A 26,298-nucleotide genomic window follows, 5' to 3' on the forward strand; every position below is an offset into this window, starting at 1 on the left:
TATGAGTGACCAAGCCGATCAAATGGCACCGGACGCCTCGCCGGGCGCGGTATCGAAGAAGTCCGGCGTGCGGCGTGTCAACAACATGCCGATGTACATCCTTGCGGCCGCGCTGGGTGCCTTCCTGCTGGTGATGATGCTGGTCGCGGCGGATCGCGCTGCGAAGCAGAACGCACCGGCGCAAGGCGCGGCCGAGAAGGCGGGTAACACGTCGATGTTCGCCAAGGAGATCGTCGGCGACAGGGATGGCGGCACGGTAGAAGCGGCCTCGCCGCTCAAGCCGCCGGAGCTGGCGACCGGGCCAGAGGCTGCGCCGGTGCTTGTCGCGCGCCCCGACCTGGACGCGCCGCCGCCACCGCCCAGCGGCAACCTGGGCCAGCCGGTGCATGACGATGAAGCCGACCGCATCCGCATGGCGAAGCTGCAAATGTTCCAGGAAGCGGTCAAGGCCAAGACGGGCGTTCGTGTCGATGCGCCGCGCAGCAGCGGGTCATCGGGCGCGCAGCCGGGCACGCCGCAGACGCGCGACGAAATGCTGTCCCGCCTGGCGGCTGTGCGGCAGCAAATCGGTGCGCAAGCATCGGGCGATCCGACCGCCGCCTATCAGGCCCGGCTCGCGCAGCTTCGCGCCTCGGGCGTCGGCGGCCAGCAGGCCGGCGGCGGCGTGGGTGGTGGTGCGCCGCAGCTCTTGCAAACCGCCGGTGGCGGCCAGGGCAAGAACTACGCGCAGTTCGCGGGAAGCGGCCAGGGCGACCGTTGGCGGCTGGACTCCCAGCCCGAAGCGCCGCGCTCGCCCTTCGAGCTGCGCGCCGGCTTCGTGGTGCCGGCCACGCTCATTTCGGGCATCAACTCCGACTTGCCGGGCCAGATCATGGCCCAGGTCGCGCAGAACGTGTACGACACGCCGACCGGCAAGCATCTGCTGATTCCGCAAGGCTCGCGCCTGGTCGGGTCGTATTCGAGCGATGTTGCCTACGGTCAGTCGCGCGTGCTTGTGGCTTGGCAGCGCATCGTGTTCCCCGATGGCAAGGCGATGGACATTGGCACGATGCCGGGCGCGGATAGCGCCGGGTACGCGGGCTTCAATGACCAGGTGAATAACCACTACCTGCGCGTGTTCGGCTCGGCCTTCCTCATGTCGGGCGTCATCGCCGCCGTGAGCATGAGCCAGGACAACAGCGGTTCCACCGGCAATCAGCAGCGCGCCAGCGATGCTTTGAGCGAAGCACTTGGGCAAGTGCTGGGCAACACCATCGCCCAACTCGTTTCCAAGAATCTGAACATTGCCCCGACCTTGGAAATCCGCCCCGGCTATCGGTTCAACGTCATCGTGACCAAGGACATGACGTTCTCGAAGCCGTACCAATCGTTTGACTACTAACGCCAGGAGAAAGCAAATGAAGCAGAAGTTTTTAGCCGCTAAAGTCGCTCTCGCCGTCACTCTGATGGCCGGGTCGATCACCACCATGTCGCCCGCGCAGGCCGGCATTCCCGTCATCGACGGCGGGAACCTGGTGCAGAACGTCATGACGGCCATCGAGTCGGTGGCGCAGACGCTCAAGCAAATTGAGCAGTACCAAACCCAGCTCCAGCAGTACGAAAACATGATCCAGAACACGGTCGCGCCGGCGGCCTATATCTGGGATCAGGCGCAGTCCACGATCAACGGGCTGATGAATGCGGTCGATACGCTGAACTACTACAAGACCCAGCTCGGCAGCATCGACTCGTACCTGGGCAAGTTCCAGGACGTGGCCTACTACCGCAGCTCGCCGTGCTTCAACGGCACCGGCGGCTGCACGCCCGCCGAACAGGCCGCAATGGCCGAGAACCGCCGCCTGGCGAGCGAGAGCCAGAAGAAGGCCAACGATGCCTTGTTCAAGGGCCTGGATCGCCAGCAGGACGCCTTGAAGTCCGACGCGCGCCAGCTCGAACGGCTCCAGTCGGCCGCGCAGGGCGCGAACGGGCAAATGCAGGCCATCGGCTTCGCCAACCAGCTCGCGGCCCAGCAGGCAAACCAGCTTCTGCAAATCCGGGGCCTCATGGTCGCGCAGCAGAACGCCATCGCCACGCGGATGCAGGTCGAAGCCGACCGTGAAGCGCAGCAGCAAGCCGCCGGCGAGGCGCTGCGCAAGGGCGAGTACAGGGCCAGTCCGGCCCGTAATTGGTAAGGGGGATACATGCGCCTATCCAAACCCTCGATCCTGGCAGCGGCCGCCCTTGTGGCGGCCCTGCTGGCCGGCTGCGAGAAAAAGCCCGAGCCGGTGACGCTGCCCGAAGTGAATGCCGAGAACTGCAAACCCGAGAACATCGCCAAGCTCGATAAGAGCGTGCAAGAGGCGTTTTCATCGCAGTGCCTGCGGGCCGGCTCGTTCAAACCTAGCGAACCTAAGTCCTGGTGAGGTACTGACGAATGAGAATGCCAGCCAGCTTGAAACTCGCCCTGCCGCTGCTCGTTTGGCTGGCGTTCTTTTCTACGGACGCTTCCGCCCAAATGAACAGCTCGGGCCTCTTCGATGACGTTCTGAACCGCTACAACGCCGCCGCCAGCGGCTGGGCCGGTGTCATCACCAACGCCGCATCCTGGTTGTTCTGGCTGCTGGTGACGATCTCGATGGTCTGGACGTTCGGCATGATGGCCTTGCGCAAGGCCGACATTGGGGAGTTCTTCGCGGAGCTTGTCCGCTTCACCATCTTCACCGGCTTCTTCTGGTGGTTGCTGACGAACGGCCCTAACTTCGCCTCGACCATCTATGCGTCGCTACGCCAAATTGCCGGCAACGCGACGGGCTTGGGTCAAGCCTTGTCGCCTTCCGGCATTGTCGATATTGGCTTTGCCATCTTCTACAAGGTGATGGATCAGTCCTCGGTGTGGTCGCCGGTGGACAGCATGGCCGGCATCCTCATGGCCGTTGCCATCTTGATCGTGCTCGCGCTCATCGGCGTGAACATGCTTCTTCTCCTGGCGTCTGGTTGGGTGCTCGCCTATGGCGGCGTGTTCTTCCTCGGCTTCGGTGGGTCGCGGTGGACTTCCGACATGGCGATCAACTACTACAAGACCGTGCTGGGTGTGGCCGCGCAGCTCATGGCAATGGTGCTGCTGGTCGGCATCGGCAAGACCTTTCTGGATGACTACTACGCGCGCATGAGCGAGGGGATCAACCTCAAGGAAATGGGCGTGATGCTCATCGTCTGCGTGATCCTGCTGGCACTCGTCAACAAGATTCCGGCGCTCATCGCCGGCGTCATCACCGGCGCGAGCGTGGGCGGTGCCGGCATCGGCAACTTCGGCGCAGGCGCGGCCCTCGGTGCCGCTGGCATGGCGGCCGCAGCAGCGGCAACCGGCGGCGCTGCTCTGGCGGCCGGCGCGGCCTCGGCCGCCGGCGGTGCTTCTGCGGTCATGGCCGCGTTCTCGAAGGCCAATGAAAACGTCTCGTCCGGGTCGGATGTCATGTCCATGCTGGGCGGTGGTGGTGGCGGCGACTCTGGCGGTGGTGGTGGCGGTGAAGCCGGCACCAGCACGCCCCTGGGCCAAGCCGCCGGCTTCGGTGGCGGCGGTGGCGACTCTGGCGGCGGCGGCAGCAGCGGCGGCGAGTCGAAGGGCGGCGACAAAGGCGGCGACAAGGCCGGCGGCGATAAGGCCGGCTCCAGCTCGAAGGGTGGCGAAGGCGGCGGCCAGAAGGCCAGCGGCGGCGGTGACGCCGGCGGCGCGAAGGCCGGCCAGGGTGGCGGCCAGGGCCAGGGAGCGGGGCAGGGCGGCCAGCAGGACGCACCTGGTAGTACCGGCCCCGGCATGCTGGCCTCGGCCGCTTCCGCGCTTGGCAAGGCCGGCCGCGTCACGGCCGACGCCGGCGCGAACTTGGCGAAGGGTGTAGGTGCGGTGGCGGCCGCGAAGGCCGCCAGCATGCGCGACTCGGCGATGGAACGCATCGCCGACACCACCGGCGGAAAGATCGCGGCCGCGATCAAGGCGCAGGGCGGCAGCTCGGCCGACACGAGCATCGACGTGCCCGATCAACAACCCTCGCCGACCTTCGGCGACAACAGCCTGGCCGGAGCTGACAGCTCTGCCGATCCCGAGTCCGAAGTAGCCGCGTTCCGTGACGGCGGCCGCAACGACAAATCTGCGTAACCCAAAGGAGTGTTCATCATGAAGAAGAAGTTGCTTTCCATCGTGGCCGCTGTGGCGGCCCTCTGCTCGGTCGGCACGGCCAGCGCGCAAGACGTGCTGACCGGCGACACCCGCCTGGCTTGCGAGGCGATCCTGTGCCTCGCAAGCGGCACCCGCCCGAGCGAATGCGCGCCGTCGCTTCGCAAGTATTTCAGCATCACGGCGCGGAAAATGTCCGACACGATCAAGAAGCGCAAGAACTTCCTCGATCTGTGCCCGGTGTCGAACCAGACGCCGGAAATGTCCGCGCTGGTGTCGGCCATGTCGCGCGGCGCTGGCCGTTGCGATGCGCAGGCCCTGAATCAAACGCTGGTGTTCTGGCAGGGCTACGAGGACGGGACGACGTACATCAGCAACCAGATGCCCGACTACTGCGCGGCCTACACCAACCACGCTTACACCGATTTCAGCAGCACCAAGCCGCGCTATGTCGGCACGCCAGAAAGGGGCGGGTATTGGGTCGAAGCGGCCGACTATGACCGGGCGCTGGCCGAGTACAACGAACGCATCCGGCGCGAGGACGAAGAGCGCCGCCGCGCTTCCTGGGGGGGTTACTGACATGCCCTTTGCTGCCGACCTTCCGCCGCAGCTCCAGGAGCGCGTCGTGTGCGCCGTTTCGGCGGCCGTGAAGTACGAAGTGCCGGCCAACATCGTGTTGGCCGTCGCGGAGAAGGAAGGCGGCAAGCCGGGCCAGTGGGTGCGCAACTCGAACGGCACTCATGACGTGGGGCCGATGCAGTTCAACACGGCTTACCTGCGCGACCTGGCCCGCTACGGCATCACGGCGGACGATGTAGCGGCCGCTGGCTGCTACTCGTTCGACCTCGCCGCCTGGCGCTTGCGGATGCACATTCGCAACGACAAGGGCGATCTCTGGACGAAGGCCGCGAATTACCACTCACGCACGCCGCAGTACAACGCGGTGTATCGCGCCGACCTGATGCGCAAGGCCGCCAAGTGGGCGGATTGGCTCGAAGCTCGGTTCGTCACGCTGGACGTGACGAAGGCGGGGGCCACGCCCTCGATGCCGACCGGGCCAGCGCCGGCGGTGCAAGCCGCCCAGCAGGCCACGGCAGCGGCCCCAGCGGCCGCGCCGGCGGCCAGGCCGGCAGCAGCTCCATCCATCAACGTCGCGGGCGGCTACGTGCCGCGCTCGATCTCCTTCAACAACAGAAGCGAAGGCTCGCCGGAGTAGGGCGGGCCTTCCGATTTAGCGGCTAAAACATGGACAAATTCCACGCCTTCATGATGCGCTACACGCTCGGTTTCGGCCGGGTGCTGACCGCCTATTGCAACTGGGCCGAATCGCAGGCCAAGGGGCAATTCGATCTGCTCTTGCTGGGCCTCGGCCCGATCTTCGCGCTGGGTCTGCTGCTGTGGGCGCTGCCGGCATGGATCGGCAAGCCCATTGCCTTCGTGCTGTCGCTTCCTGCGCTGTACATCATCTTCCTGGTGCTGCGCGCCTATGCCTCACGCGGGGGCAAGCGCGGATGAAGCCCTTGCACGTGCCGGATGGGACGGTCGAAGCGTTGAAGTGGCTCGCGCTGGCCCTGATGACCGGCGATCACGTCAACAAGTACCTGTTCAATGGCACGCTGCCGTTTCTCTTCGAGGCCGGCCGCCTGGCGCTGCCGATCTTCGTTTTCGTGCTGGCCTACAACCTGGCTCGACCTGGTGCATTCGAGCGCGGCGCGTACACGCGCACGATGAAGCGCCTCGCGGTGTTCGGCGCTGTGGCCTCGGTGCCCTTCGTCGCCCTGGGTGGCCTGTCCGCCGGGTGGTGGCCCCTCAATGTCTTGTTCACGCTCCTGGTCGTGACGGCGTGCGCCTACCTGGTGGAAAAGGGCGGCCCGCTGCACCTGGTCGGCGCCGGCCTGGTGTTCCTGGTCGGTGGCGGCCTGGTCGAATACTGGTGGCCGGCCGTGGCCTTCGGCCTGGCGGTGTGGTCGTACCGCAAGCGGCCCACCTGGGCCGCCGCGGCCGTCGCGCTGCTCGCCTGCGCGGCGCTGTGGTTCATCAATCGCAACCTGTGGGCGCTGGCCTCGCTGCCGCTGCTCCTGGTCGCTTCCCGCGTCGATCTGCCCATGCCGCGCCTGCGCTGGGCGTTCTACGCCTATTACCCGCTGCACCTGGCCGCTCTGTGGTTGATCCGCATCCCCATGAGCAAGGCCGGCTACCTGTTCTTCTGATTTGGAGTCCGCACCATGCGCAAAGCCCTTTTTCTGACCCTCTCCTTGGCGTCCCTTGCCTTCGCGCCTGGCGCGATGGCCGCCGGCGCTGCCGGCATGGCGGCCGTGAGCTATGGCGAGCCGGTCTTGACCGCTGTTTCGGTGTCCTTCTCCGACAGCAGCACCACGTTCCGGCCGGACGCTTCCACGGCCGAGCTGCTGGCCGAGGCGAAGGGGGCCACGATCATCTACGTCAGCGGTCGCACCAGCACGCTACGCCCCAGCGCGGCCGATGAGGCCCTGGCCTTGCGCCGGGCCTTGTCGGCCCGCCAGTACCTGATTGCGCGCGGCGTGTCGCCGCTCAAGATCATGGTGAACTTCGCTTCGGCATCCGACTTCGTGGCCGACAACTCGACGCCAGAAGGGCGGCACCAGAACCAGCGCGTGGACATTGAAGTCATCTACGTGCCTACGTACTAAAAGCCGCTCGCTTCGGTCTAGCGGCTGCGTCACCTGCCTAGTGGTGAGCAGTCGGGGGCATCCCGACACCCAATTTCCTAACCAACCCTCAAGGTCGTGTCTATGCAATCAACCAAGAAGTGTCTAGCCCTCGTTATTCCATTGCTCGCCCTCGCGGGCTGCGCTGCGTTGGATCAAGTCGCCAAGGATGTGCAGAAGGCCACCGCCCCGGTGATGCTCACGGAATCCCTGCCGCAAATCTGCCAGGCCGCGAAAGACAACCAGGTGCGAGCAAACGGCCTCTATGCCAACAAGGGCCTTGCGGTCAGCGGTGAAGTGCGCTCCGTCACCGAAGGCTTCCAGCCTCGCTATCGGGTGTTCCTGCGCTCCGGCCAGGTTTCGGTGCATGCCGGTACAGACAACAAGCTCAACGTCACCCAGCTTTCAACCGGGAAAACCGCTCGGGTGTCGGGTGTCGTGTCGGACGTGAGCTACGACTACAACGGGTGTTCGATCTCGCTGAAAGACGCGACGTTTTAACTGCGCTGCTGGCGTCCCCTAGCGGGCCTCCATCGCCGTTCCTGGCGATGCTGCAGGCCCGTTTTCCTTGACAGGGGTCGATTTGTTTTCGTTGTCAAAAGTGACGGTAGGAGATCGAGCACTGGCGTAGGGGTGGTCTGATAAGCCCTTGATTTCATTGGTTTTCCTGTTCACTTTTTCAGGCGTATTGTGTCTGCCCCAATCACCGGAGACACAAGATGCAAAGCTGGCACACAACCTACCTTGGCCTGCGAGAGCTGCCAAGGGAAATCAGCACCTTCGAGCTTCAGTCGTTTTTCACGTACAGCCGTACTGAGCGCGAGCTCATCAACGCCCGCCGAAGCAACGCCCACAAGCTGGGTCTGGCACTGCACATAGGTTTCTTGCGCTTGAGCGGGCGCCTGCTGAATTCGGTGCGCATCGTTCCGACAACCCTGTGGCGCCATCTGGGTGACGAAATCGGCATCACTGCTGTTGAACTGGCATCCCTGCGAGCCCTGTATGTTCGCGGTCGAACCCTCTTTGACCATCAACAACTGGCCTGTGATGTCCTGGGGTTTCATTGGATGACGGAGCACCAACGTCGCGCCCTGGTACGCACCCTGCGCGATGAGGTGGCCCGCTGCGCCGATCGGGATCAATTGCTCGTATTCGCTCGGCGCTGGTTGTATCAAAGCAAGATCCTGATCCTGCGCGACCGTGACATCCGTGTCCTGGTCACAGCGGCGCTGGGACAACTCGAAGAAGAAACAGCCAAAACGATTGCGGCATCTGTGCTGCCCGAACAACTGGTGCGCTGGCGGGATGCCATGGCCGCATTGCGCCCGGATGGGCAAACCCAGCAGAGCTGGTTGTGGTCGGCACCGGCCAAACACTCAACCAAACAAATTGGCGAGGTGTTCGAGCGAATCGAACTGCTGTACGCCCTGAATGTCCACAAACACCTGGACGACCTGTCCGGTCTCATTGTGCGGCGCTATGCACGCCGCCTGGCTTCAAGGCCTCCCTCGGTGGGGGCCAGGATCAAAGAACCCGCTCGCACAGTGGAGGTTGGCTGCTTTTTACGGCACTGCCTGTTTACCAGCACAGACCAAGCTATCTTGATGGTTCAGCGGCGCGTTGCCGATCTTTGGCGCACGGTCGCAGCAGGTGTCACGGAGACGGTCAATTGGGCTGACCTGTACAAGACATTGCTGGCAGAGCTGGCTGGTTTGGTCGCCCAGGGTGAACTTCAAGACGCGGAGTTGCGGGCTCGAATTGTTGCCCTGCTCAGTGCCAGCCAGCAAGGCAAACCACCCAGCCGGGCCTCGGTGGTGCGTGAGCGTTTGTTTGACGCCATACGTCCCGTGCGCTCTTTGCTGGCCGAAATCACCAAGCTGCCCTGGCAGGCCAATAGCGAGCACCCGGTGACCACAGCCTTGGCCCAATTGACGAAACTGTACGCGGGCAAACTTCGCGAACTACCTGCTGATGTCAGCGCCCCTCGCTTGGGTTCGGTCTGGAGCGGCGCGATTGCGGGTGCCGACCGGGAGCGCGCGTTTCGGGCCTTGGAGGTGGCCACCCTGTTTTCATTGCGACGTGCCGTGCGCAACGGTTCGGTGTGGATTGAGCACAGCCTGAGCTTTCGTGGCCGCGCACGCCTGTTCTTCACTGATGCGCGCTGGCAGGAAGAAGCCAAACGGCACTATGCCCGACTGTCACTGCCAGCCAATGCATCCACACTTTTGAAGCCGTTGCTGGCCAAGGTACGCGCCGGCGTGGAGGCAGTGGCCGTCGCCGCGCGCAGCGGTGTGCTGCGCGTGGACGAAGAACTCCACCTTTCAGTATTGCCGGCAGAGGATGAAGATCCAGAGGTGATTAAGTTGAGGGCCAAACTTGACCTGAGGATCGGTGAGGTGCAACTCCCAGAAGTGATCCTGGCCGTTGACGCTCAGGTACGTTTCAGCTGGATCATGCTTGGCCGCGAGCCACGTTCGACAGAAGAGCTGCTGATGGTCTACGCCGGCATCATGGCCCACGGCACCAGTCTGACGGCGGCCGAATGCGCCCGTATGATTCCGCAGTTGTCTGCCACCAGCATCCGTCAGGCCATGCGTTGGGCCGGGGACGAGCGTCGCTTGAGTCAAGCCTGCCACGCGGTGCTGGAGTTCATGCAACGGCACCCCATTGCAGCGACATGGGGTCGCACGGACCTGGCGTCGTCCGACATGATGAGCATGGAAACCACCCAACGGGTGTGGCAGGCCCGACAGGATCCAAGACGCAACACGTCCTCGATTGGCATCTACTCCCATGTGCGTGACCGATGGGGGATCTTCTACGCGCAGCCTTTTGTGCTCAATGAGCGCCAGGCAGGGGTCGCCATTGAGGGTGTCGTGCGCCAAGAATCCATCGAGACCAGCCAGTTGGCGGTGGACACCCACGGCTACACCGACTTTGCCATGGCGTTGGCCCGGCTACTGGGGTTCGATCTATGCCCACGACTGAAGGAATTGAAGCAGCGTCATCTGTACGTGCCGCGTGGCACGATCATTCCACCGGAGATCGCAGCAGTTTGCGAGGCTACCGTCGATACCGCTTTGATTGAGAAGCACTGGGACACCTTGGTCCATTTGGCAGCCTCGGTGATGAGCGGCAACGCCAGCGCAGTTGCAGCGCTGGCCAGATTTGGATCGGCGGCGCGGGGAGACCCCATCTACGAAGCGGGTGTTCAGTTGGGGCGCTTGCTGCGAACTGCGTTCCTGGCCGACTACTTTGTCAAAGACGCCTTCAGGAATGAGCTGCGTCGGGTACTCAACCGGGGTGAGGCGGTCAATGCCTTGAAGCGGGCGATTTATACCGGCAGAGTGAGCCCGGCTCAGGCCAAGCGGGCCGAGGAAATGCAGGCGGTGGCTGACGCCTTGAGTCTGTTGGCCAACATCATCATGGCCTGGAACACAACCCAGATGCAGGCCGTTCTGGACCGCTGGGCCAACCGGCGTCAGGTCATCCCGGCGGAGCTCACGGGGAAAATTGCGCCGACGCGGCTGCAAGGTATCAATTTGAGGGGCGTATTCCGCTTTCCAGTGGAGCGTTATGCCAGTGAAATCCTGCCGTCACAGACCACGCCGAAAACCGGGACCGGCGGTTGAAACCGAGCACGCTTTTGCGCCCTCAAACGGCGATCAAAAAAATCAACAGGAAACCCAATGAAATCAATGGCTTGGCAGGCCACCCCTACGCCAGTGCTCGATCTCCTACCGTCACTTTTGACAACGAAAACAAATCGACCCCGTGGATCTGCACTTCAATCAGGCCGCCTTCGCGCTGCGGCACGGTCGCCAGGTTCGGCTCGATTCGCACCGGCAGCAACTGCGCCGGCGCCGCCGGCACACCGTAAGCGTTCCGCGAACGACACCCTTGCGCCGTCGATGACGGCGTGTTGAAGGATGGTTCTACGCGGCGGCGGCGAGCGCCGCGTTTGGCACGGCGATGTCGGTGGCAGGCCGCCAGTTGTGCGGCAGCAGCTGCGCGAGGTCGCGCTGCTTGAGCGTGGGCAGACGCTCGAAGACGTCCTTGAGGTAGGCCCAGGGATCGTGCCCGTTTAGTTTGGCCGACTCGATCAGGCTCATGACCACGCCAGCGCGCTCGCCGGCCTGCTGCGAGCCTACAAAAAGCCAATTCTTGCGGCCAACGCACAGCGGGCGCACCGCGTTCTCCGCCGCGTTGTTGTCGATTGGGACGTCGCCGTCGTCCAGGTAGCGCGTGAGCGCGCGCCAATTGCTCAGCGAATAATCGATCGCCTTGGCCGTCACGTCGGCATTGGCCAGCTTCTGGCGCTGCCCGGTCAGCCAGAGGTGCAGGGCCTGGACGATGGGCCTGGAGCGTTGCTGGCGCAGCAGCCACCGTGCCTGGGGTTCGAGTTCGCGCGCCTCGCGCTCGACCTCGTACAGCTTTGCGATCAGCGCCACCGCCTGGCCGGCGATCTGGCTGGCGTTGAACTCGTGCGCCTCGAACAGCTTGCGCCGCGCGTGGGCCCAGCATAGTGCGGCGCTGACGCCTTGCGCCTGAAGCCCAAAATAGCCGCTGTAATCGTCGCTGACCAGCGTGCCGCCGAAGCCTCGCAGCACGCGCCGCGGATGTTCGCCGGCGCGGCTGGCGGTGAAGTCGAACAGCACCGCGCGCTGGGCCACGAAGTTGGTCGTGCGGTAGACCCAGACGTAGGCCCGTTTGGTCTTGCCGCGCCCCGGCGCCAGCAGCGACACCGGCGTCTCGTCGGCGTGGATCACACCGTGGCTGAGGATGAAGCCCTTCAGTGCATCGGCCAGCGGTGCCAGACGCACCCCGCAGATGCCGATCCACTGGGCCATGCTCGAGCGCGGGATGTGCACGCCAGAGCGCGCGTAGATCTCTTCCTGCCGGTACAGCGGCAAGTGATCGTCGTGCTTGGCCACCACCACCTGCGCGAGCAGGCCCGGCGCGGGGATGCCTTTGTCGATGATCTGCGCGGGCATCGGCGCGGCCTGGATCGTCTGGCAGCACGTGCAGGCGTACTTGCCGCGGATATGGCGCAGCACGAAGAATTGGGCCGGCACGCAATCGAGCTGCTCGCTGACTTCTTGGCCGATGCGCTTGAAGGGCTGGCCGCACTCGCAGTGGGTCTGCTCGATCTCGTGATGGTGATCGATGCGCGGCAGGCTCGCCGGCAGCGCCTGGCGCACCGCCTGGCCTTTGGCCCGGGGTGGCGCTACCGGTGGCTTCTGGTCTTGCTGGGCGGCGCGGTCTTCCAGCGCCGTGTCGGCCAGGATCTGATCGAACAGCACCGCCTGCGTGCTCGTCTCCAGGCTCTCGCTGGAGGAGCCGAAGCGCCAGCGCTTCAGCCGCGCGATCTCGAAGTTCAGCGCCTCGATCCTGGTTTGCTTGAACTTCAGCTCGCCTTGCATGCGCCCGATCACATCGCGCAGCTCCTGCATCGAATCCAGTGCGCCCGGCGCATCGATCGTGTGGGTGTCCGGGCCTTCGAGCATGGCCGCCATCATGCCTCGCGCGCGCGTGCGCGCGAGGCATGACTTTCTCCAATAGACAAACGCGCAAATCCCGACCTCGAATCGAGCGCATTCAGACCACCGTGATCGACTGCGGCTGCGCGCTGCCCAGGCACTGCCACGGCAGGCCCGCGACGAGCCAGTCGAACTGCTCGCGCGTGAGTTGAAGTGACCCCGTGTCCTGGCGCGGCCAGGCGAAGCTGCCCGCTTGCAGCCGCCGGGTGCACAGCCACATGCCCGCGCCGTCGTAGACCAGCACCTTGAGCCGGTCGGCGCGGCGGTTGGCAAACACGTAGGCGTGGTGGGCTTGCGCGCCCAGCGCGAAGCCGCGCACCACTTGGGCCAACAGCGTGTCGATGCCCCCGCGCAGGTCGGCCGCGCCAAGCGCCAGCCAGATGACGTCGATGCGAATCATCGGCCGAACTCCCGCAGCAGCGAAGCGAGTTCACGCGTGTGCGCCAGCGGCCAATGCAGATCGAGCCGGGTGCCTCCCACGTTCAATTCGACGCGCACCGATGTCGATGCGGCACCAGGCGCCACGCGGGCGGCCACGAAGCCGCTCGGCCTGGCGGCTGGCGAGGGCTCAGGGCTGACGCCGTCGAGCCGCGCCTGCCAGCGCCGCGCATGTGCGCACCAGCTTTGCAGCGTTCCCGCTGGCACCCCGTTGGCCTCGGCCCATACCTGCGCCTTCTGGCCAGAGGCACGATACGCCGCCACTTGCTCCAGGCACCGTTCCATCTGCTGTCGATCCATGTCCACCTCGTCTCGTTCGTTGATTGCGAAGACCCGAGGTTCGCAGCTTCAACGGTGAGATGAAAGATGGGTTCGCGGAACGCTTACAGCGCATCGACCGTGTCGCTGATGAAGTAGGCCAGGTGCCCCGCAGGCAGCCAGTCCTGCAGCGATGCGGACAGCAGCATCTCTTGTTGCGGTTCGTAGGGGCGGTAACTTATGGCCATGCAGCTTGAACGCTCACTCATGTGCGCAGGTCATCAGGGGATTCCCTGCTTCTGCCGCCCACGCTCCTAGCCTGCCGCGTGGCTCCTAGCGTTGCCGTAGGGCTCGAAGTGGCGGGGGGTGGTTGAAAAAACCATTGCATCACTCGCATTTTTGCGAATAGGTTTCGCATGTTTTTCCTTTCAGGTTCTCAGGAAATCAACATAATTTTGATTGGCAAATTTAATGCGTGCTGAACTGATCTGGTGGCAGATGGTTGGGTAATTCGTTAATTCTAAACAACCGGCATCTATGCCGGAAAACCCGGAGAAAAAAATGAGCCAGAAATTCATTGATCGGCACGGCTTGTGGTCCGACGCCCAGAAGGCGGCGGCCGTTGAAGTGCTGAAGAAAATCGAGCAGGACGGCATTCAGATGATTCGCCTCTCATGGCCGGATCAATATGGTCTGCTGCGCGGGAAAATGCTGTCGGTGGCAGCCTTGCGCTCCGCATTCGGCAGCGGCTCGGAAATCACCATGTCGCCCTTTTTCTTCGACACGGCCAGCGCCATCGTGTTCAATCCCTTTTCCTCGGATGGCGGGCTTGGCAACCCGGAGTTGGCGGGCAGCCCTAACGTGGTGATGGTGCCCGACCCCACCACCTTCCGCGTGCTGCCCTGGGCTGATCGCACGGGCTGGATGCTGGCCGATCTGTACATGCGTAGCGGTCGGCCCTTCCCGCTGAGCCCGCGTGCCCTGTTGAAGAAAGCGCTGGGGCAGTTGGCGGATCTGGGCTATGACTTCCATGGTGGCCTGGAGGTGGAGTGGTACTTGACGCGCATCGTCGACCCCTGCCTGGAGCCCGAGACGCTGGGTGGCCCCGGCACACCGGCGGCACCGCCCAAGGTGATGCCGGTCGCCAAGGGCTACTCCTATCTGCTCGAAAATCACTTGGACGAGGTCGAACCCATCATGGCCGAGGTGCGCCAGCACCTGCTGACGCTGGGCATGCCGTTGCGCAGCATCGAGGATGAATGGGGGCCCAGCCAGATGGAGACCACCTTCGACGTCATGTCCGGCCTGGACATGGCCGACACCATGGTGTTGTTCCGCAACGCAGTCAAGCAAATCTGTCGGCGGCGCGGTTACCTTGCCAGTTTCATGTGCAAACCCAAGATTGAGGGTTTCTGTGCCTCGGGCTGGCATCTGCACCAGTCGCTGGCGGCGCGCGACTCCGGCGTCAATGCCTTCGTTCCGCAGACGGGCGAGCCGCTGTCGGCGCTGGGCCGGGCCTATGTCGGTGGCCTGCTCAAACATGCCTGTGCGGCCTCCAGCTTCACCACCCCCACGGTTAACGGCTACCGACGCCGACGCCCGTTCTCTCTGGCCCCGGATCGGGTGACCTGGGCCGAGGACAACCGCGCCGCCATGGCGCGCGTGATCGCCGCCCCAGAAGACTCAGCCAGCCGTGTGGAAAACCGGGTCGGCGAGCCGGCGGCCAACCCCTACCTGTATCTGGCCTCGCAGCTCTTCTCGGGGATCGATGGCATTCGTCGCCAACTCGATCCCGGCCCTCTGCAGGAAACGCCCTATGCCGCCGACGTTCCGATCCTGCCGCGCAACCTGGCCGAGGCGCTGGACGTGCTGGAGGGCTCCAGCTTCTTCCGCGAAGCCTTCGGCGAAGAGTTCATCCACTACTGGCTGCACCTGCGGCGCAGCGAATGGGCGCGCTTCGTGGCCGCCGAAGGCGCCGACGTGGACATGGCGGGCGACCCCGTCACCGACTGGGAGCATCGCGAGTACTTCGAACTGTTCTGAACTGAACCAGGTAACGCTCATAGACACCGTGAAGAAGAAATATGCCGTGCTCTGGTGCACTGAAGTACCCGGAGACGAGATCTTGCAGGAAAAAATGATCGCCACTTTCGGTCGCGCGGGCGAGCAGTGGGACGTGCTGGAACCCGCGCGCGACGGCTTCCTGGAGCGGGCGATGGGCTACGACGGCTACGTCATCAGCGGCAGCCCAATGTCGGTAGTGGACGATGCCGATTCGCTCCTGGTGAGCAACCTGCTGGCGCTGATTCGCCGCGTTAGCGACGAGGCAGGCTCACCCCTGATCGGGCTGTGCTTTGGCTCGCAGGCCATCGCGGCGGCCCTAGGTGGACGGGTTGCCAGGAACCCGTCAGGGCGCTTCAAGCTGGGGGTCGATGCCCTGCGCTGGGACCCCGTCGCCGTTGAGCTGCTGGGCGCGGCGCTGGCGCAAGCGCCCAGCGTGCTGGTCCAAAGCCACGGCGAATGCGTGGCGGCACTGCCGCCGGGCAGCGTCCTGCTGGCGTCGTCGCAGACCATCCCCCACGAGGTGTTCTTGGTGCAGGGCCGCATCTTGGGCATCCAGGGGCACCCCGAGGTGGACCGTCAGTTCCTGAAAGACAAGTTCATGGCCTACCACCGCGCGCTGTTCGACGACGAGCAGTGGGCGCACGTAGAACAGGAAGCCAGCCAGCCTCTGTCTCCCGACGCCGTCATCGCGCTGGGCCGCCGCTTACTGGACGAAGGCGCCCTGGCTCCCGCGGCTGTGCCCACGCTTACCGAAACAACATGAACTGAAGCCGCGATTTTCAGATTCAACCGAATTGCGAGAAAACGATGAAAGTAATTCATATTGCCGCCGTTCCGGCCGGGGAATCCGCCGCCGATGAATGGGACGACCTGGTGCAGCCAGACCGTGTACACCGCCGCGTCTATACCGACCCCGCCATCTTTGCCCGCGAAATGGACCATGTGTACGCCGCCAGCTGGGTGTACTTGGCCCATGAAAGCGAGATCCCCGAGCCCAACGATTTCCGGCAGGCCTGGCTGGGCACCCGCGAGGTCATCGTGACTCGCGACGAAGAGGGGCAAATTCGCGTGTTCTCCAACCGTTGCTCGCACCGCGGCGCAACCGTCTGCCGCGAGCACCAAGGAAACGCCGCCAACTTCACCTGCCCCTACCACGGCTGGCGTTTCGACAACCGAGGTCAGTTGTTCGGCATTCCCGGCAAGAACGCCTATGGCCCGGCCTTCAAGGCGCGCGACATGCACCTTGCGCGGCCTGCGCAGGTGGCGTCGTACAAGGGCTTCATCTTCGCTACCCTGAACTCCGAGGCGCCGCCCCTGGCCGAGCACCTCGGCAATGCCACACGCTATCTGGACGCCTGGATCGAGCACAATGGGGGCGCTCAGAACATCGTCTTGGCCGGCGCTCAGCGCTTTCGCGTCGGCTGCAACTGGAAACTGGTCTGGGACAACGCGGGCGACGGCTACCACGTGCCGTTCTCGCACCAGTCGCTGCTGGTGATGACCAAGGAACGCTACGGTGGCGGCGACATGGCCTACTTCGCCGACGCCGACCGCTCCCGCATGAGCAACAACGCGCTCGACAACGGGCATACGGTGGTCGACCAGCGTCCCGAGATGCACGGCAACTCCGCCTGGCGCGAGCAGCGCCCGCAGCCGGGGCGTGAGCCCTACGAGGCCCACGTGGCCGCCACCCACAGCCGCGATCAGGCCCAACGCGTGCTCGACACCACTGTCGGGGCGGGCATGAACCTCAACATCTTTCCCAATCTGGCGCTGATCGGCAACCAGGTGCAGGTGATCCAGCCTCTGGCGGTGGGCGAAACCTCGGTAAGCTGGCATGCCACCCGGCGCAGAGACGTGGACGCAGAGGTCAACACCATGCGCCTGCGCACGCAGGAGGATTTCCCCGTCATGGGCGAGATGGACGACGCCGCCAACTTCGAAGAGTGCCAACGCGGCCTTATGAACAGCCCCGAGGACGAATGGGTGGACATGGGTCGCCACTGGGAGACCGGCAAGGATGTGCCCGGTCCCGATGGCGTGGTCAGCGGCCCGGTGACCACAGAAATTCACATGCGCAACTACTACGCTCAGTGGAAGCGGCTGATGCAAGCCCGCCCGACGCTGCAAATGAACAAGGGGAAGCTGCCATGAACGCCGCCCAGGATCTGGCCCAAGCTGCCGCCGTTCCGGCCTACCGCCACCAGCCTCCCTCGCTCTACGTGGTGCCGGCGTTCTACGACTGGCTTCTCGCCGCTTCGGACGACCTGGCCCAGGCCGCCGTGCGCACCCAGGGCGCTGACGCCGCGCAAACGCAGCAGGTGGCACAACTACTGACACTGGAAGCTCGCCTGCTCGATCAGGGCTCGATGGACAAGACCGCCTACGAGCGCTGGCTGGCGTTGTATGGCGAGGAATGCGCCTATTGGGTGCCGGCGGGCGCGCCCGCGCCCGACCCGCGCCAATACGTCACCTTGGAATTCCACGACCGGCGCCGTCTGCTCGACCGTGTGAGCCGCCTGGGCACCGGGCTGGCCTTCTCGCAGTTCCCGACTTCGCGCACGGCGCGGCACTGGGGCGGACTGGAAGTGTGGCCCAGCCCGGACCGTGGCAATGAATGGCGCGCGCGCTACAGCTTCACTCTGGCCGAGTCACGCGAGGGCCACAACCGTGTGCTCGCGGGCTGGAACGGGTTCGTGCTGCGCCAGAGCGCCCAGGGGCTAGTCATCGTGCTCAAGCAGGTCAACCTGATCGACAGCGACTGCCTGCAGGGCAACAACTCGTTCTTTTTGTGAGGGGAGGTGGCAGCGCATGAAACTGGCACATTCTCTTACCGTCACCGCTGTTTCACCGCAAGGCAGCGACGCCATCCTGCTGAGCCTGGGCGTGGACGGCGGGCAGCGGCAGCGTTTTTCCTTCCAGTCTGGCCAGTACCTGACGCTTGCCGTCCCCGTGCAAGGCGATGAACATTGGCGCTGCTATTCGATCACCAGTGCGCCCGAGGATGGGCAGGCGATCAGCGTGCTGGTGCGCCGCGTGGCGGGTGGGCGCGTCTCCAATTGGCTGTGCGACCACGCGCGAGCGGGCCAACGATTGCAGGTGCTTCCGCCCGCCGGGCGCTTCACACTGGCGCGGCATGGCCAACCAGTGCTGTTGTATGCCGGCGGCAGTGGCATTGCGCCCATCTTCGCGCTGGCGCGCCAAGCGTTGCTGCAAGGCGCGCCCCAGGTACGGCTGTTCTACGCCTGCCGCGACCGAGCCACGGCCATGCTACTGGCTGAGTTGCAGGCGCTACAGGCGGGTAGCGGGCAGCGGCTGGAGATACGCCACTGGTATGACGCCGAACAGGGCCTGCCCACGCAGGCGCTGCTGGAGGCGCAGACCCAGGGCCTTGAGGCTGCTGACGCCTACCTTTGCGGCCCCGAGGCCTTCATGCACTCCGTTCTGGCTGCGCTGGCAGCGGCTGGGATCGAGCCCAGTCGCGTCTACCGCGAGGACTTCGGCGCTGCGCTGGAGGGCGCGGTGGAAACGGGCGCCGAGGGTCCCGACGCCGAGCTGACGGTTCAGCTCAAGGGGCAGACGCATACCGTGTCGGTGCGCGGCGGGCAATTCCTGCTGGGCGCCATGCTCGACGCCGGGCTGGCCGTCCCGCACGCTTGCCGGGTTGGCGAATGCGCCTCCTGCATGTGCCGCCTGGTGGACGGCGAGGTGCTGCGGCTCGACAGCTCGGTGCTGGACGAAGACGATGCTGCAGAAGGCTGGCTGCTGGCCTGCCGCACGCGCGCCGCCAGCGCCCAGGTGCGGCTGCGCTTTTCCTGAACCTGCAAGCCCCAGAAAGCCTGAAGCCATCGATGAAAGCATGCACCATGACCCGAGACGGCACCACCACACCTCCATGGGACCTGATCCGCGCCTTCCTCGCGCTGGAGCGCCACGGGAGCTACGAAGTTGCAGCCGACATGGAAGGCATCGACGACTCCACCCTGCGCCGGCGCATCCGGGTGCTGGAGCAGCGCTTCGGTCGCACTCTGTTCGTGCGCAGCGAGGCCGGCTGGAAAGCCTCGGCCGACCTGCACGCGCTGGTCAGCGCTGCCCAGCACATGGAAGAGGCGGCGCGCAGCTTCTCTCAGAATCACCAGGAAGGCGCGGGCGTGGTGCGCATCAGCCTGATGGACGTGTTCGCCAAGCGCTTTGCGCCAGTATTCGTCGCGCTGGGGGAGAAATTTCCTCGGCTGCTGCTCAACATCACCACCGAGACGCACTTCGTCAATCTGGAGCAAGACCAGGTGGACATCGCCGTGCGGCTAGCACGGCCTGTGCGCAACAGCAATTCCCTGCGCGTACGCAAGATCGGTGCGGTGGCCGTGGGCGCTTACGCCAGCCGCGCGTACCTGGCGCGCCACGACACGAGTGCGTCAAATCCCGCGTTTGTCGACGACCACGACCTTCTGGCCATGAACTTGCAGTTCTTCCACCAGGATCACAACTTCACCTACGCCAACCTGGACTGGGCCAAGTTCGGCCTGACGGGCAAGGTGCGCGTGCAGTCGGACAGCTTCGTGCCCATGGCGCACCTGTGCGCGCTGGGCCACGGCGTGGCGCTGCTGCCCAAGTTCGTTGCCGCTGACTATCCCGAACTGGTGCCGTACCCCGAAAAGCTCTTCTTCGAAACGGAGCTGTGGCTGGTCAGCCGCTTTGACTTGCTGGCAGCTTGGCAGCGCGAATTGGCCGACAGGCTGCAGGAAGAAATGGCGACATGGCCTCAATGACCTCGCTCCCTGTCCTGACCACCAGCCCGCGCTTGGCGGCGCTGCCGGTCACTATCGCCAACGTTGGCCTCAGCTTAACCCGGTAATTTCCGTCTAAAACTGATCCACGTAACAACCCTAACCTGCTGATTTTTTCGGCAGGAGCATAGGAGTGATTGACGTGGCAACATTAAGTGTCATCAGACGCTGGGCCCTGCGCGAGCAGTTGTCCATCCGAGAGATCGCCCGGCGCACCGGCCTGTCTCGCAACACCATCAAGAAGTACCTGCGCGCGGGTGTGGCGGAGCCGCACTACCCTCGGCGCATCAGTCCGAGCCAGCTCGATCCCTACGCCGAGAAGCTCTCAGGCTGGCTCAAGAGCGAAGCGGGCAAGTCGCGCAAGCAGCGGCGCACCGTGAAGCAACTCCACGCCGACCTGTCCGCCCTGGGCTACCCAGGCTCATACGGCCGGGTAGCCGCCTTCGCCCGAGTCTGGCAGCAGCAACGTCAGGAAGCGCAGCAGACCACCGGCCGAGGCACCTTCGTGCCGCTGGCCTTCGGTCCTGGCGAAGCGTTCCAATTCGACTGGAGCGAAGACTGGGCCGTCATCGGCGGCGAGCGCACCAAGCTGCAGGTAGCCCACTTCAAGCTCAGCCACAGTCGCGCCTTCACCGTGCGGGCTTATCCGCTGCAAACCCACGAGATGCTGTTCGATGCGCACAACCATGCCTTCGCGGTGTTGGGTGGCATTCCCCGGCGCGGTATCTACGACAACATGCGCACCGCCGTGGACAAGGTGCGCCGGGGCAAGGAGCGCGACGTCAACGCCCGTTTCAGCGCCATGGTCAGCCACTACCTGTTCGAGGCCGAGTTCTGCAATCCGGCCTCGGGCTGGGAGAAAGGGCAGGTGGAGAAGAACGTGCGTGATGCGCGTCACCGGCTGTGGCAACCCGTGCCGGCGTTTCCAACCCTGGCCGAACTCAACGAGTGGCTGGAGAACCGCTGCAAGACCTTGTGGCGCGAGATCGTCCACGGCAAGCTGCCAGGCACGGTGGCCGATGTCTGGGAGCAGGAGCGGCCCACCCTGATGCCGATGCCGCGCCCCTTCGACGGCTTCGTCGAACACACCAAGCGGGTCTCGCCCACCTGCCTGGTGCACTTCGAGCGCAACCGCTACAGCGTGCCGGCCTCCTACGCCAACCGGCCGGTGAGTCTGCGGGTCTACGCCGAGCGGCTGGTGGTCGCCGCCGAAGGTCAGATCTTGTGCGAGCACACGCGCCTCATCGACCGGCGCCACGACGTCGGTGGTCGGACCGTCTACGACTGGCGTCACTACCTGGCGGTGCTGCAGCGCAAGCCCGGTGCCTTGCGCAACGGTGCTCCGTTCGCCGAACTGCCGCCAGCCTTCAAACGGCTGCAGGCCATGTTGCTGCGCCAATCGGGTGGCGACCGGGAGATGGTGGAGATCCTGGCCCTGGTTCTGCACCACGATGAACAGGCCGTGCTGGCCGCCGTGGAGCTGGCCTTGGAAGCTGGCGTGCCGACCAAGACCCATGTGCTGAACGTGCTGCATCGTTTGCTGGAAGGGGAGCCGGCGCCTGCGGCGCCGGTGACGGCACCACAGGCCCTGCGCTTGGTCAACGAACCTCAAGCCAACGTGCTGCGCTACGACCAGTTGCGCCGCCCCGCGGCTGCCCGCACAGCCCAGGAGGTGCGTCATGCGTCATGACCCTGCCAGCGGCGCCATCGTGATCATGCTGCGAGAGCTCAAGATGTATGGCATGGCCCAGGCCGTGGCCGAGCTGACCGCACAAGGGGCACCGGCGTTCGAGGCGGCACAACCCATCCTGGCCCAACTGCTCAAGGCGGAAACCGCCGAGCGCGAGGTGCGCTCCGTGGCCTACCAATTGAAGGTGGCCCGTTTCCCTGTGTACCGGGACTTGGCCGGTTTCGACTTCGCCCACAGCGAAGTCAATGAGGCGCTGGCGCGGCAGTTGCACCGTTGCGAGTTTCTGGAGGAGGCCAACAATGTGGTGTTGGTCGGGGGCCCGGGCACTGGTAAGACCCACCTGGCCACGGCGCTCGGTGTGCAGGCCATCGAGCATCATCACCGGCGAGTCCGGTTCTTCTCCACGGTCGAACTGGTCAATGCGCTGGAGGTCGAGAAGGCGCAGGGCAAGTCGGGACAGATCGCCACCCGGCTCATGTACGCCGATCTGGTGATCCTCGACGAACTGGGTTATCTGCCATTCAGCGCGTCCGGTGGGGCCTTGCTGTTCCACCTGCTGTCCAAGCTTTACGAACGCACCAGCGTCGTGATCACGACCAACCTGAGCTTCAGCGAATGGGCGTCGGTGTTCGGTGATGCGAAGATGACGACGGCGCTGTTGGACCGGCTTACGCACCACTGCCATATCCTGGAAACTGGCAACGACAGCTTCCGATTCAAGAACAGCTCGGCGCTGCCGGCACAATCCAAGAAGGAGAAAACCAAGAACTTATCCACACCGTGAGCCTTCCAGGCTTGCAAAAAGGGTGGATCAAGATTCGATGGAAATGCCGGCTCAGGGTTGCATGGAAATTAACATATGGCAGCAGCCCAGGCAGGACGTTCTACACCCACATCTCTGACCAGTACGCGCCGTTCCACAACAAGGTGGTCAATGTCGGCGTGCGCGATTCCACCTACGTGCTTGACGGCCTGCTGTACCACGAGTCCGACCTGCGCATCGAGGAACATTACACGGACACGGCGGGCTTCACCGATCACGTCTTTGCCTTGATGCACCTGCTGGGCTTCCGCTTCGCACCGCGCATCCGAGACCTGGGCGACACCAAGCTCTACACCCCGAAAGGCGAAGCCGCCTATGACGCGCTGAAACCGATGATCGGCGGCACTCTCAACATCAAGCACGTCCGCGCCCATTGGGACGAAATTCTGCGCCTGGCCACCTCGATCAAGCAAGGCACGGTGACGGCCTCGCTGATGCTTAGGAAACTCGGCAGCTATCCGCGCCAAAACGGCCTGGCTGTCGCCCTGCGTGAGCTGGGGCGCATCGAGCGGACGTTGTTCATCCTGGGCTGGTTGCAAAGCGTTGAGCTGCGCCGCCGCGTCCATGCCGGGCTGAATAAAGGCGAAGCACGCAATGCACTGGCCCGCGCCGTGTTCTTCAACCGGCTGGGCGAAATCCGCGACAGCAGCTTTGAGCAGCAGCGCTACCGGGCCAGCGGCCTCAATCTGGTGACGGCGGCTGTCGTGCTGTGGAACACGGTCTACCTGGAGCGCGCAGCGCATGCGTTGCGTAGCAACGGCCATGCCGTCGATGAAACGCTATTGCAGTACCTGTCGCCGTTGGGCTGGGAACACATCAATCTGACCGGCGATTACCTCTGGCGCAGCAGCGCCAAGATCGGCGCGGGCAAGTTCAGGCCGTTGCGACCTCTGCAATCGGCTTAACGTGCTTTATTCTCCGTTTTCTGAGACGACCCCTGGTGGGCGCAATCTTCCCGATCAGTTCCGGTGGAATGACCTGGCGGCGGTTCGACCAGCGATCCAGGACCGCCTGCATCTGTGAGGTATTCCACGCCATCACGATGTTGGCCATCAGGCTCAACGCATCGGCCACAGCCTGCATTTCATCGACACGTTTGGCCTGCGCCGGGCTGATCCGGCCGGTATAAATGGCGCGCTTGAGGGCGTTAACAGCCTCGCCCCGATTGAGCACCCGGCGCAACTCGTTCCTGAAAGCGTCCTTGACAAAGTAGTCAGCCAAAAACGCCGTACGCAGCAACCGCCCCAATTGCACGCCAGCCTCATAGATTGGATCGCCCTGGGCGGCAGAACCGAACCGCGCAAGAGCTGCCACCGCACTGGCATGTCCGCTCATGACCGAGGCTGCCAGGTGCACCAGACTATCCCAATGCTTTTCGATCAAAGCGACGTCGACATTGGCTTCGCACACCGCAGCGATTTCTGCGGGCACTTTGGTGCCGCGTGGCACAAAGAGGTGGCGCTGTTTGAGTTCCTTCAACCGCGGGCAAAGATCAAAACCAAGCAAACGGGCATGTGACATGGCAAAGTCGGTGTAGCCATGGGTATCCACAGCAAGCTGGCTGGTCTCCAGCTTTTCTTGGCGGATGACACCTTCAATGGCCACGCCCGCCTGGCGCTCATTGAGCACAAAGGGCTGCGCATGGAAGATGCCCCACCGGTCTTTTACATGGGAGTAGATTCCAATGGAAGGTGTGTTGCGCCGAGGATCAAGCCGGGCTTGCCACACCCGTTTGGTGGTCTCCATGCTCATCATGTCAGAAGATGCCAAATCGGACCGCCCCCAGGTGGCGGCAATCGGGTGTCGCTGCATGAATTCCAGCACAGCCTGGCAGGCCTGGCTCAGACGCCGTTCGTCCCGCGCCCAGCGCATGGCCTGGCGAATGCTGGTGGCAGACAATTGCGGAATCATGCGCGCGCATTCGACCGCAGTCAGACTGGTGCCGTGGGCCATGATGCCGGCATAGACCATCAGCAGCTCGTCGGTAGAGCGCGGCTCACGTCCGAGCATGATCCAGCTAAAGCGCACCTGGGCGTCAACGGCCAGAATCACTTCCGGCAATTGAACCTCACCGATGCGGTGATCCAAAGCCGCGCGCAGCTTGGTCACTTCTGGGTCTTCGTCCTCTGCGGGCAATGGCGACAAATGGAGTTCATCATCCACGCGCAGTACGCCACTGCGGGCTGCAGCGGCCACCGCATCGACACCGGCAGTTACTCTGGCCAGCAAAGGCTTCAAGAAAGTGGCAGCCTTGCTGGGTAACGATAGACGGGCATAGTGTTTCTTGGACTCTGCCTGCCAACGCTCGTCCGTGAAGAACAAGCGCGCACGACCCCGAAAGCTCAGGCTGTGCTCAATCCAGACCGAGCCATTGCGCACCGCGCGGCGCAGGGCAAACAGGGTGGCCACCTCCAACGCCTGAAACGCCCGTTCCCGGTCTGGGCTGGAGATCGAAACCTGCCAGATCATTCCCAGACTTGGTGCCACCACTTCAACTGGCAGCTTTCTGGATCCTTTGAGATATAAAGCTTGCAGCTTGGCAAGGTACTCGATGGCAGGATGCTCGCCGGTGGCCTGCCAGGGCAGCTTTGCAATGGCGACGAGCAACGACCGCACGGGGCGAATTCCATCAATCAATCCCTCGCGGACCAGGGAGGCCCTGCTCGGTGGTTTGCGTTTCTGGGTTTCGGTGATCAAGGCTTCAAGACGGGCACGCAACTCAGCATCTGGCACCGCACCTTGCGCGCTCAAGGCAACAAGTTCGCCGAGCAGCGTTTTGTACATTGCGGCCCAATTGACGGTAGCGGGGACATCGGCGGCAGCCTGACGCCACAGATCGGCGATCCGGCGCTGCACCATAAGGATCAACTGGTCTGTGGTGGTGAACAGGCAATACCGAAGAAAGCATGCGACCTCCACGGTGCGCGCTGGCTCTTTGATCTTGGCTCCGGCTGAGGGCGGCCTGGAGACAAGTCGGCGCGCGTAGCGGCGCAAGATGAGATCGGGGATGTCTGCCAGGTGCTTATGAACGTCCAGCGTGTAAAGCAGGTCGATGCGCTCCAGTACCTCGCTGATTTGGCGGGTTGAGTGTTTCGCCGGTGCAGCCCATAGCCAACTCTGCTGGGTTTGTCCATCTGGGCGCAGCTCTGAAACTGAGGCTCGCCAGCGATCAAGTGTTGCTGGATCAACGCTGGCGGCGATGGCGGTGCCTGTTTCAACTTCAAGCTGGGCAAGTGCCGCCGCAATCAGTGTCCGAATTGCCCGCTCGTGCACGATCACCAGCTTGTTCTTGTACAGCCATTGACGCGCCCGCACGAGTAGCTGATCGCGGTCGGCGCAGCGCGCCACTTCGTCGCGCAGTTCACGTACCAGTGAGCGGCGCTGGTGCTCGCTCATCCACTGGAATCCAAGGACCGTGCAGGCTACTTGTTGGTGATCGAATAGCGTGCGCCCGCGTTCATACATGGCTCTCAGCGAGGCGACTTCTGGTGCTGCAATGCCAAGCTCGTTGCCAAGGTGGCGCCACAAGGCTACTGGAATTACCCGAAAGGCACCGAGCAAACGCCCACTCATGCGCAGGAAACCAATATGGAGCGCCAGACCAAGCTTGTGGGAATCACCTCGGCGTGCATTGATTGCGTCGCGCTCGGCACCATCGAAGGTGAAAAATGCCTTCATCTCGAAGTCGCTGATATCGCGGGGGAGCCCACGCATCCCCAAAAACGTTGTGTGCCAACCCTGCATCGTGAACCTCAAAAGTGGGAGGCCACCATACCCGTTTACAAAGCGAACAGGAAAGTCAATGAAATCAACGGTCTACCCAGACCACCCCCGCGCCAGTGCTAGCTTTGCGTACCGTCA

24 protein-coding genes and 1 pseudogene are annotated in these 26,298 nt (G+C 63.9%); 20 read left to right on the forward strand and 5 right to left on the reverse strand.

Going from position 1 to position 26,298, the window contains the following annotated elements; genetic code table 11:
- Position 1 precedes the first annotated feature (1 nt).
- The 11 genes from FOC84_RS00135 to FOC84_RS00185 all read left to right on the forward strand — a co-directional run bounded on the left by FOC84_RS00135 (position 2) and on the right by FOC84_RS00185 (position 10,469).
- Complete coding sequence (locus FOC84_RS00135) at positions 2 to 1,381, forward strand: TrbI/VirB10 family protein (RefSeq protein ID WP_012478192.1); 1,380 nt, start codon at positions 2 to 4, stop codon at positions 1,379 to 1,381.
- 16 nt (positions 1,382 to 1,397) lie between these two features.
- Positions 1,398 to 2,171 (forward strand): P-type conjugative transfer protein TrbJ, encoded by a 774-nt coding sequence (gene trbJ / locus FOC84_RS00140; protein WP_011255135.1) that lies wholly within the window; start codon positions 1,398 to 1,400, stop codon positions 2,169 to 2,171.
- A gap of 9 nt (positions 2,172 to 2,180) precedes the next feature.
- The gene (gene trbK / locus FOC84_RS00145) at positions 2,181 to 2,402 is read left to right on the forward strand and encodes an entry exclusion lipoprotein TrbK (RefSeq protein WP_011255136.1); all 222 of its coding nucleotides are present in this window, start codon (positions 2,181 to 2,183) and stop codon (positions 2,400 to 2,402) included.
- A gap of 11 nt (positions 2,403 to 2,413) precedes the next feature.
- Positions 2,414 to 4,132 carry a P-type conjugative transfer protein TrbL gene (trbL, locus tag FOC84_RS00150; protein WP_012478193.1) on the forward strand — a complete coding sequence of 573 codons (1,719 nt, stop codon included), beginning with the start codon at positions 2,414 to 2,416 and terminating at the stop codon, positions 4,130 to 4,132.
- An 18-nt stretch (positions 4,133 to 4,150) separates the two neighbouring features.
- Positions 4,151 to 4,729, forward strand: a complete 579-nt coding sequence (locus FOC84_RS00155; protein ID WP_011255138.1) for a TrbM/KikA/MpfK family conjugal transfer protein — start codon at positions 4,151 to 4,153, stop codon at positions 4,727 to 4,729.
- Position 4,730: 1 nt separating this feature from the next.
- Positions 4,731 to 5,366: a transglycosylase SLT domain-containing protein gene (locus tag FOC84_RS00160; protein WP_011255139.1), complete on the forward strand. Its 636-nt coding sequence runs from the start codon at positions 4,731 to 4,733 to the stop codon at positions 5,364 to 5,366.
- 29 nt (positions 5,367 to 5,395) lie between these two features.
- Positions 5,396 to 5,665, forward strand: a complete 270-nt coding sequence (locus FOC84_RS00165) for a hypothetical protein (RefSeq protein WP_011255140.1) — start codon at positions 5,396 to 5,398, stop codon at positions 5,663 to 5,665.
- Positions 5,662 to 6,360: a TraX family protein gene (locus tag FOC84_RS00170; RefSeq protein ID WP_012478194.1), complete on the forward strand. Its 699-nt coding sequence runs from the start codon at positions 5,662 to 5,664 to the stop codon at positions 6,358 to 6,360. Before FOC84_RS00165 ends, FOC84_RS00170 begins: the two co-directional genes overlap by 4 nt.
- A 15-nt stretch (positions 6,361 to 6,375) precedes the next feature.
- On the forward strand, positions 6,376 to 6,819 hold the full coding sequence (locus FOC84_RS00175; RefSeq protein ID WP_011255142.1) for an OmpA family protein: 444 nt from the start codon (positions 6,376 to 6,378) through the stop codon (positions 6,817 to 6,819).
- 102 nt (positions 6,820 to 6,921) lie between these two features.
- Entirely contained in the window at positions 6,922 to 7,338 is a 417-nt protein-coding gene (locus FOC84_RS00180) for a hypothetical protein (RefSeq protein ID WP_012478195.1), read from the forward strand.
- A 218-nt stretch (positions 7,339 to 7,556) separates the two neighbouring features.
- Entirely contained in the window at positions 7,557 to 10,469 is a 2,913-nt protein-coding gene (locus FOC84_RS00185; protein ID WP_012478196.1) for a Tn3 family transposase, read from the forward strand.
- 303 nt (positions 10,470 to 10,772) lie between these two features.
- On the opposite strand, the gene tnpC is transcribed toward FOC84_RS00185, so the two are convergent.
- The 4 genes from tnpC to FOC84_RS00205 form a co-directional block, all read right to left on the reverse strand.
- Complete coding sequence (gene tnpC / locus FOC84_RS00190) at positions 10,773 to 12,290, reverse strand: IS66 family transposase (RefSeq protein ID WP_059153614.1); 1,518 nt, start codon at positions 12,288 to 12,290, stop codon at positions 10,773 to 10,775.
- A gap of 145 nt (positions 12,291 to 12,435) precedes the next feature.
- The gene (gene tnpB / locus FOC84_RS00195; RefSeq protein ID WP_015060805.1) at positions 12,436 to 12,777 is read right to left on the reverse strand and encodes an IS66 family insertion sequence element accessory protein TnpB; all 342 of its coding nucleotides are present in this window, start codon (positions 12,775 to 12,777) and stop codon (positions 12,436 to 12,438) included.
- Complete coding sequence (gene tnpA, locus FOC84_RS00200) at positions 12,774 to 13,115, reverse strand: IS66 family insertion sequence element accessory protein TnpA (RefSeq protein WP_014386446.1); 342 nt, start codon at positions 13,113 to 13,115, stop codon at positions 12,774 to 12,776. Before tnpA ends, tnpB begins: the two co-directional genes overlap by 4 nt.
- Before the next feature lie 83 nt (positions 13,116 to 13,198).
- Positions 13,199 to 13,342 (reverse strand): hypothetical protein, encoded by a 144-nt coding sequence (locus FOC84_RS00205; protein ID WP_014386447.1) that lies wholly within the window; start codon positions 13,340 to 13,342, stop codon positions 13,199 to 13,201.
- A gap of 292 nt (positions 13,343 to 13,634) precedes the next feature.
- On the opposite strand from FOC84_RS00205, the gene FOC84_RS00210 reads away from it, so the two are divergent.
- The 9 genes and pseudogenes from FOC84_RS00210 to FOC84_RS00250 form a co-directional block, all read left to right on the forward strand.
- A complete protein-coding gene (locus tag FOC84_RS00210; RefSeq protein ID WP_173142681.1) occupies positions 13,635 to 15,116 on the forward strand; it encodes a glutamine synthetase family protein in 1,482 nt (493 codons plus the stop codon).
- Positions 15,117 to 15,144: 28 nt separating this feature from the next.
- Positions 15,145 to 15,900, forward strand: a complete 756-nt coding sequence (locus tag FOC84_RS00215; RefSeq protein ID WP_015060807.1) for a type 1 glutamine amidotransferase — start codon at positions 15,145 to 15,147, stop codon at positions 15,898 to 15,900.
- Between the two features lie 44 nt (positions 15,901 to 15,944).
- The gene (locus FOC84_RS00220) at positions 15,945 to 17,291 is read left to right on the forward strand and encodes an aromatic ring-hydroxylating oxygenase subunit alpha (RefSeq protein WP_015060642.1); all 1,347 of its coding nucleotides are present in this window, start codon (positions 15,945 to 15,947) and stop codon (positions 17,289 to 17,291) included.
- Positions 17,288 to 17,932 (forward strand): aromatic-ring-hydroxylating dioxygenase subunit beta, encoded by a 645-nt coding sequence (locus FOC84_RS00225; protein ID WP_014386451.1) that lies wholly within the window; start codon positions 17,288 to 17,290, stop codon positions 17,930 to 17,932. The genes FOC84_RS00220 and FOC84_RS00225 overlap by 4 nt, the downstream gene beginning before the upstream one ends.
- A 16-nt stretch (positions 17,933 to 17,948) precedes the next feature.
- Positions 17,949 to 18,956 carry a ferredoxin--NADP reductase gene (locus FOC84_RS00230; RefSeq protein ID WP_014386263.1) on the forward strand — a complete coding sequence of 336 codons (1,008 nt, stop codon included), beginning with the start codon at positions 17,949 to 17,951 and terminating at the stop codon, positions 18,954 to 18,956.
- Positions 18,957 to 18,988: 32 nt separating this feature from the next.
- Positions 18,989 to 19,906 (forward strand): LysR family transcriptional regulator, encoded by a 918-nt coding sequence (locus FOC84_RS00235; RefSeq protein ID WP_015060643.1) that lies wholly within the window; start codon positions 18,989 to 18,991, stop codon positions 19,904 to 19,906.
- A gap of 151 nt (positions 19,907 to 20,057) precedes the next feature.
- A complete protein-coding gene (gene istA, locus FOC84_RS00240; protein ID WP_011255179.1) occupies positions 20,058 to 21,614 on the forward strand; it encodes an IS21-like element IS1600 family transposase in 1,557 nt (518 codons plus the stop codon).
- On the forward strand, positions 21,604 to 22,398 hold the full coding sequence (istB, locus tag FOC84_RS00245; protein ID WP_011255145.1) for an IS21-like element IS1600 family helper ATPase IstB: 795 nt from the start codon (positions 21,604 to 21,606) through the stop codon (positions 22,396 to 22,398). The genes istA and istB overlap by 11 nt, the downstream gene beginning before the upstream one ends.
- A 74-nt stretch (positions 22,399 to 22,472) precedes the next feature.
- A pseudogene (locus tag FOC84_RS00250) lies at positions 22,473 to 23,342 on the forward strand (Tn3 family transposase); the annotation flags it as partial.
- Here FOC84_RS00250 and FOC84_RS00255 read toward each other — a convergent pair.
- Positions 23,311 to 26,181 carry a Tn3-like element IS1071 family transposase gene (locus FOC84_RS00255; protein ID WP_013397097.1) on the reverse strand — a complete coding sequence of 957 codons (2,871 nt, stop codon included), beginning with the start codon at positions 26,179 to 26,181 and terminating at the stop codon, positions 23,311 to 23,313. The pseudogene FOC84_RS00250 and the gene FOC84_RS00255 overlap by 32 nt on opposite strands.
- Between the last annotated feature and the right edge of the window lie 117 nt (positions 26,182 to 26,298).

The sequence above is a fragment of the Achromobacter pestifer genome (assembly GCF_013267355.1).
Lineage (GTDB): Bacteria > Pseudomonadota > Gammaproteobacteria > Burkholderiales > Burkholderiaceae_B > Achromobacter > Achromobacter pestifer_A.

What these genes read in the sequence shown, in the direction of transcription:
- trbL (WP_012478193.1), top strand. Translation starts at nt 2,414, where the DNA reads ATGAGAATGCCAGCCAGCTTGAAACTCGCCCTGCCGCTGCTCGTTTGG.
- FOC84_RS00225 (WP_014386451.1), top strand. Translation starts at nt 17,288, where the DNA reads ATGAACGCCGCCCAGGATCTGGCCCAAGCTGCCGCCGTTCCGGCCTAC.
- FOC84_RS00185 (WP_012478196.1), top strand. Translation starts at nt 7,557, where the DNA reads ATGCAAAGCTGGCACACAACCTACCTTGGCCTGCGAGAGCTGCCAAGG.
- trbJ (WP_011255135.1), top strand. Translation starts at nt 1,398, where the DNA reads ATGAAGCAGAAGTTTTTAGCCGCTAAAGTCGCTCTCGCCGTCACTCTG.
- FOC84_RS00235 (WP_015060643.1), top strand. Translation starts at nt 18,989, where the DNA reads ATGAAAGCATGCACCATGACCCGAGACGGCACCACCACACCTCCATGG.
- tnpB (WP_015060805.1), bottom strand. Translation starts at nt 12,777, where the DNA reads ATGATTCGCATCGACGTCATCTGGCTGGCGCTTGGCGCGGCCGACCTG.
- tnpC (WP_059153614.1), bottom strand. Translation starts at nt 12,290, where the DNA reads ATGCAGGAGCTGCGCGATGTGATCGGGCGCATGCAAGGCGAGCTGAAG.
- FOC84_RS00170 (WP_012478194.1), top strand. Translation starts at nt 5,662, where the DNA reads ATGAAGCCCTTGCACGTGCCGGATGGGACGGTCGAAGCGTTGAAGTGG.
- FOC84_RS00165 (WP_011255140.1), top strand. Translation starts at nt 5,396, where the DNA reads ATGGACAAATTCCACGCCTTCATGATGCGCTACACGCTCGGTTTCGGC.
- FOC84_RS00210 (WP_173142681.1), top strand. Translation starts at nt 13,635, where the DNA reads ATGAGCCAGAAATTCATTGATCGGCACGGCTTGTGGTCCGACGCCCAG.
- istB (WP_011255145.1), top strand. Translation starts at nt 21,604, where the DNA reads ATGCGTCATGACCCTGCCAGCGGCGCCATCGTGATCATGCTGCGAGAG.
- FOC84_RS00205 (WP_014386447.1), bottom strand. Translation starts at nt 13,342, where the DNA reads ATGAGTGAGCGTTCAAGCTGCATGGCCATAAGTTACCGCCCCTACGAA.
- FOC84_RS00220 (WP_015060642.1), top strand. Translation starts at nt 15,945, where the DNA reads ATGAAAGTAATTCATATTGCCGCCGTTCCGGCCGGGGAATCCGCCGCC.
- FOC84_RS00155 (WP_011255138.1), top strand. Translation starts at nt 4,151, where the DNA reads ATGAAGAAGAAGTTGCTTTCCATCGTGGCCGCTGTGGCGGCCCTCTGC.
- trbK (WP_011255136.1), top strand. Translation starts at nt 2,181, where the DNA reads ATGCGCCTATCCAAACCCTCGATCCTGGCAGCGGCCGCCCTTGTGGCG.
- FOC84_RS00175 (WP_011255142.1), top strand. Translation starts at nt 6,376, where the DNA reads ATGCGCAAAGCCCTTTTTCTGACCCTCTCCTTGGCGTCCCTTGCCTTC.
- FOC84_RS00160 (WP_011255139.1), top strand. Translation starts at nt 4,731, where the DNA reads ATGCCCTTTGCTGCCGACCTTCCGCCGCAGCTCCAGGAGCGCGTCGTG.
- tnpA (WP_014386446.1), bottom strand. Translation starts at nt 13,115, where the DNA reads ATGGATCGACAGCAGATGGAACGGTGCCTGGAGCAAGTGGCGGCGTAT.
- FOC84_RS00135 (WP_012478192.1), top strand. Translation starts at nt 2, where the DNA reads ATGAGTGACCAAGCCGATCAAATGGCACCGGACGCCTCGCCGGGCGCG.
- FOC84_RS00230 (WP_014386263.1), top strand. Translation starts at nt 17,949, where the DNA reads ATGAAACTGGCACATTCTCTTACCGTCACCGCTGTTTCACCGCAAGGC.
- FOC84_RS00180 (WP_012478195.1), top strand. Translation starts at nt 6,922, where the DNA reads ATGCAATCAACCAAGAAGTGTCTAGCCCTCGTTATTCCATTGCTCGCC.
- FOC84_RS00255 (WP_013397097.1), bottom strand. Translation starts at nt 26,181, where the DNA reads ATGCAGGGTTGGCACACAACGTTTTTGGGGATGCGTGGGCTCCCCCGC.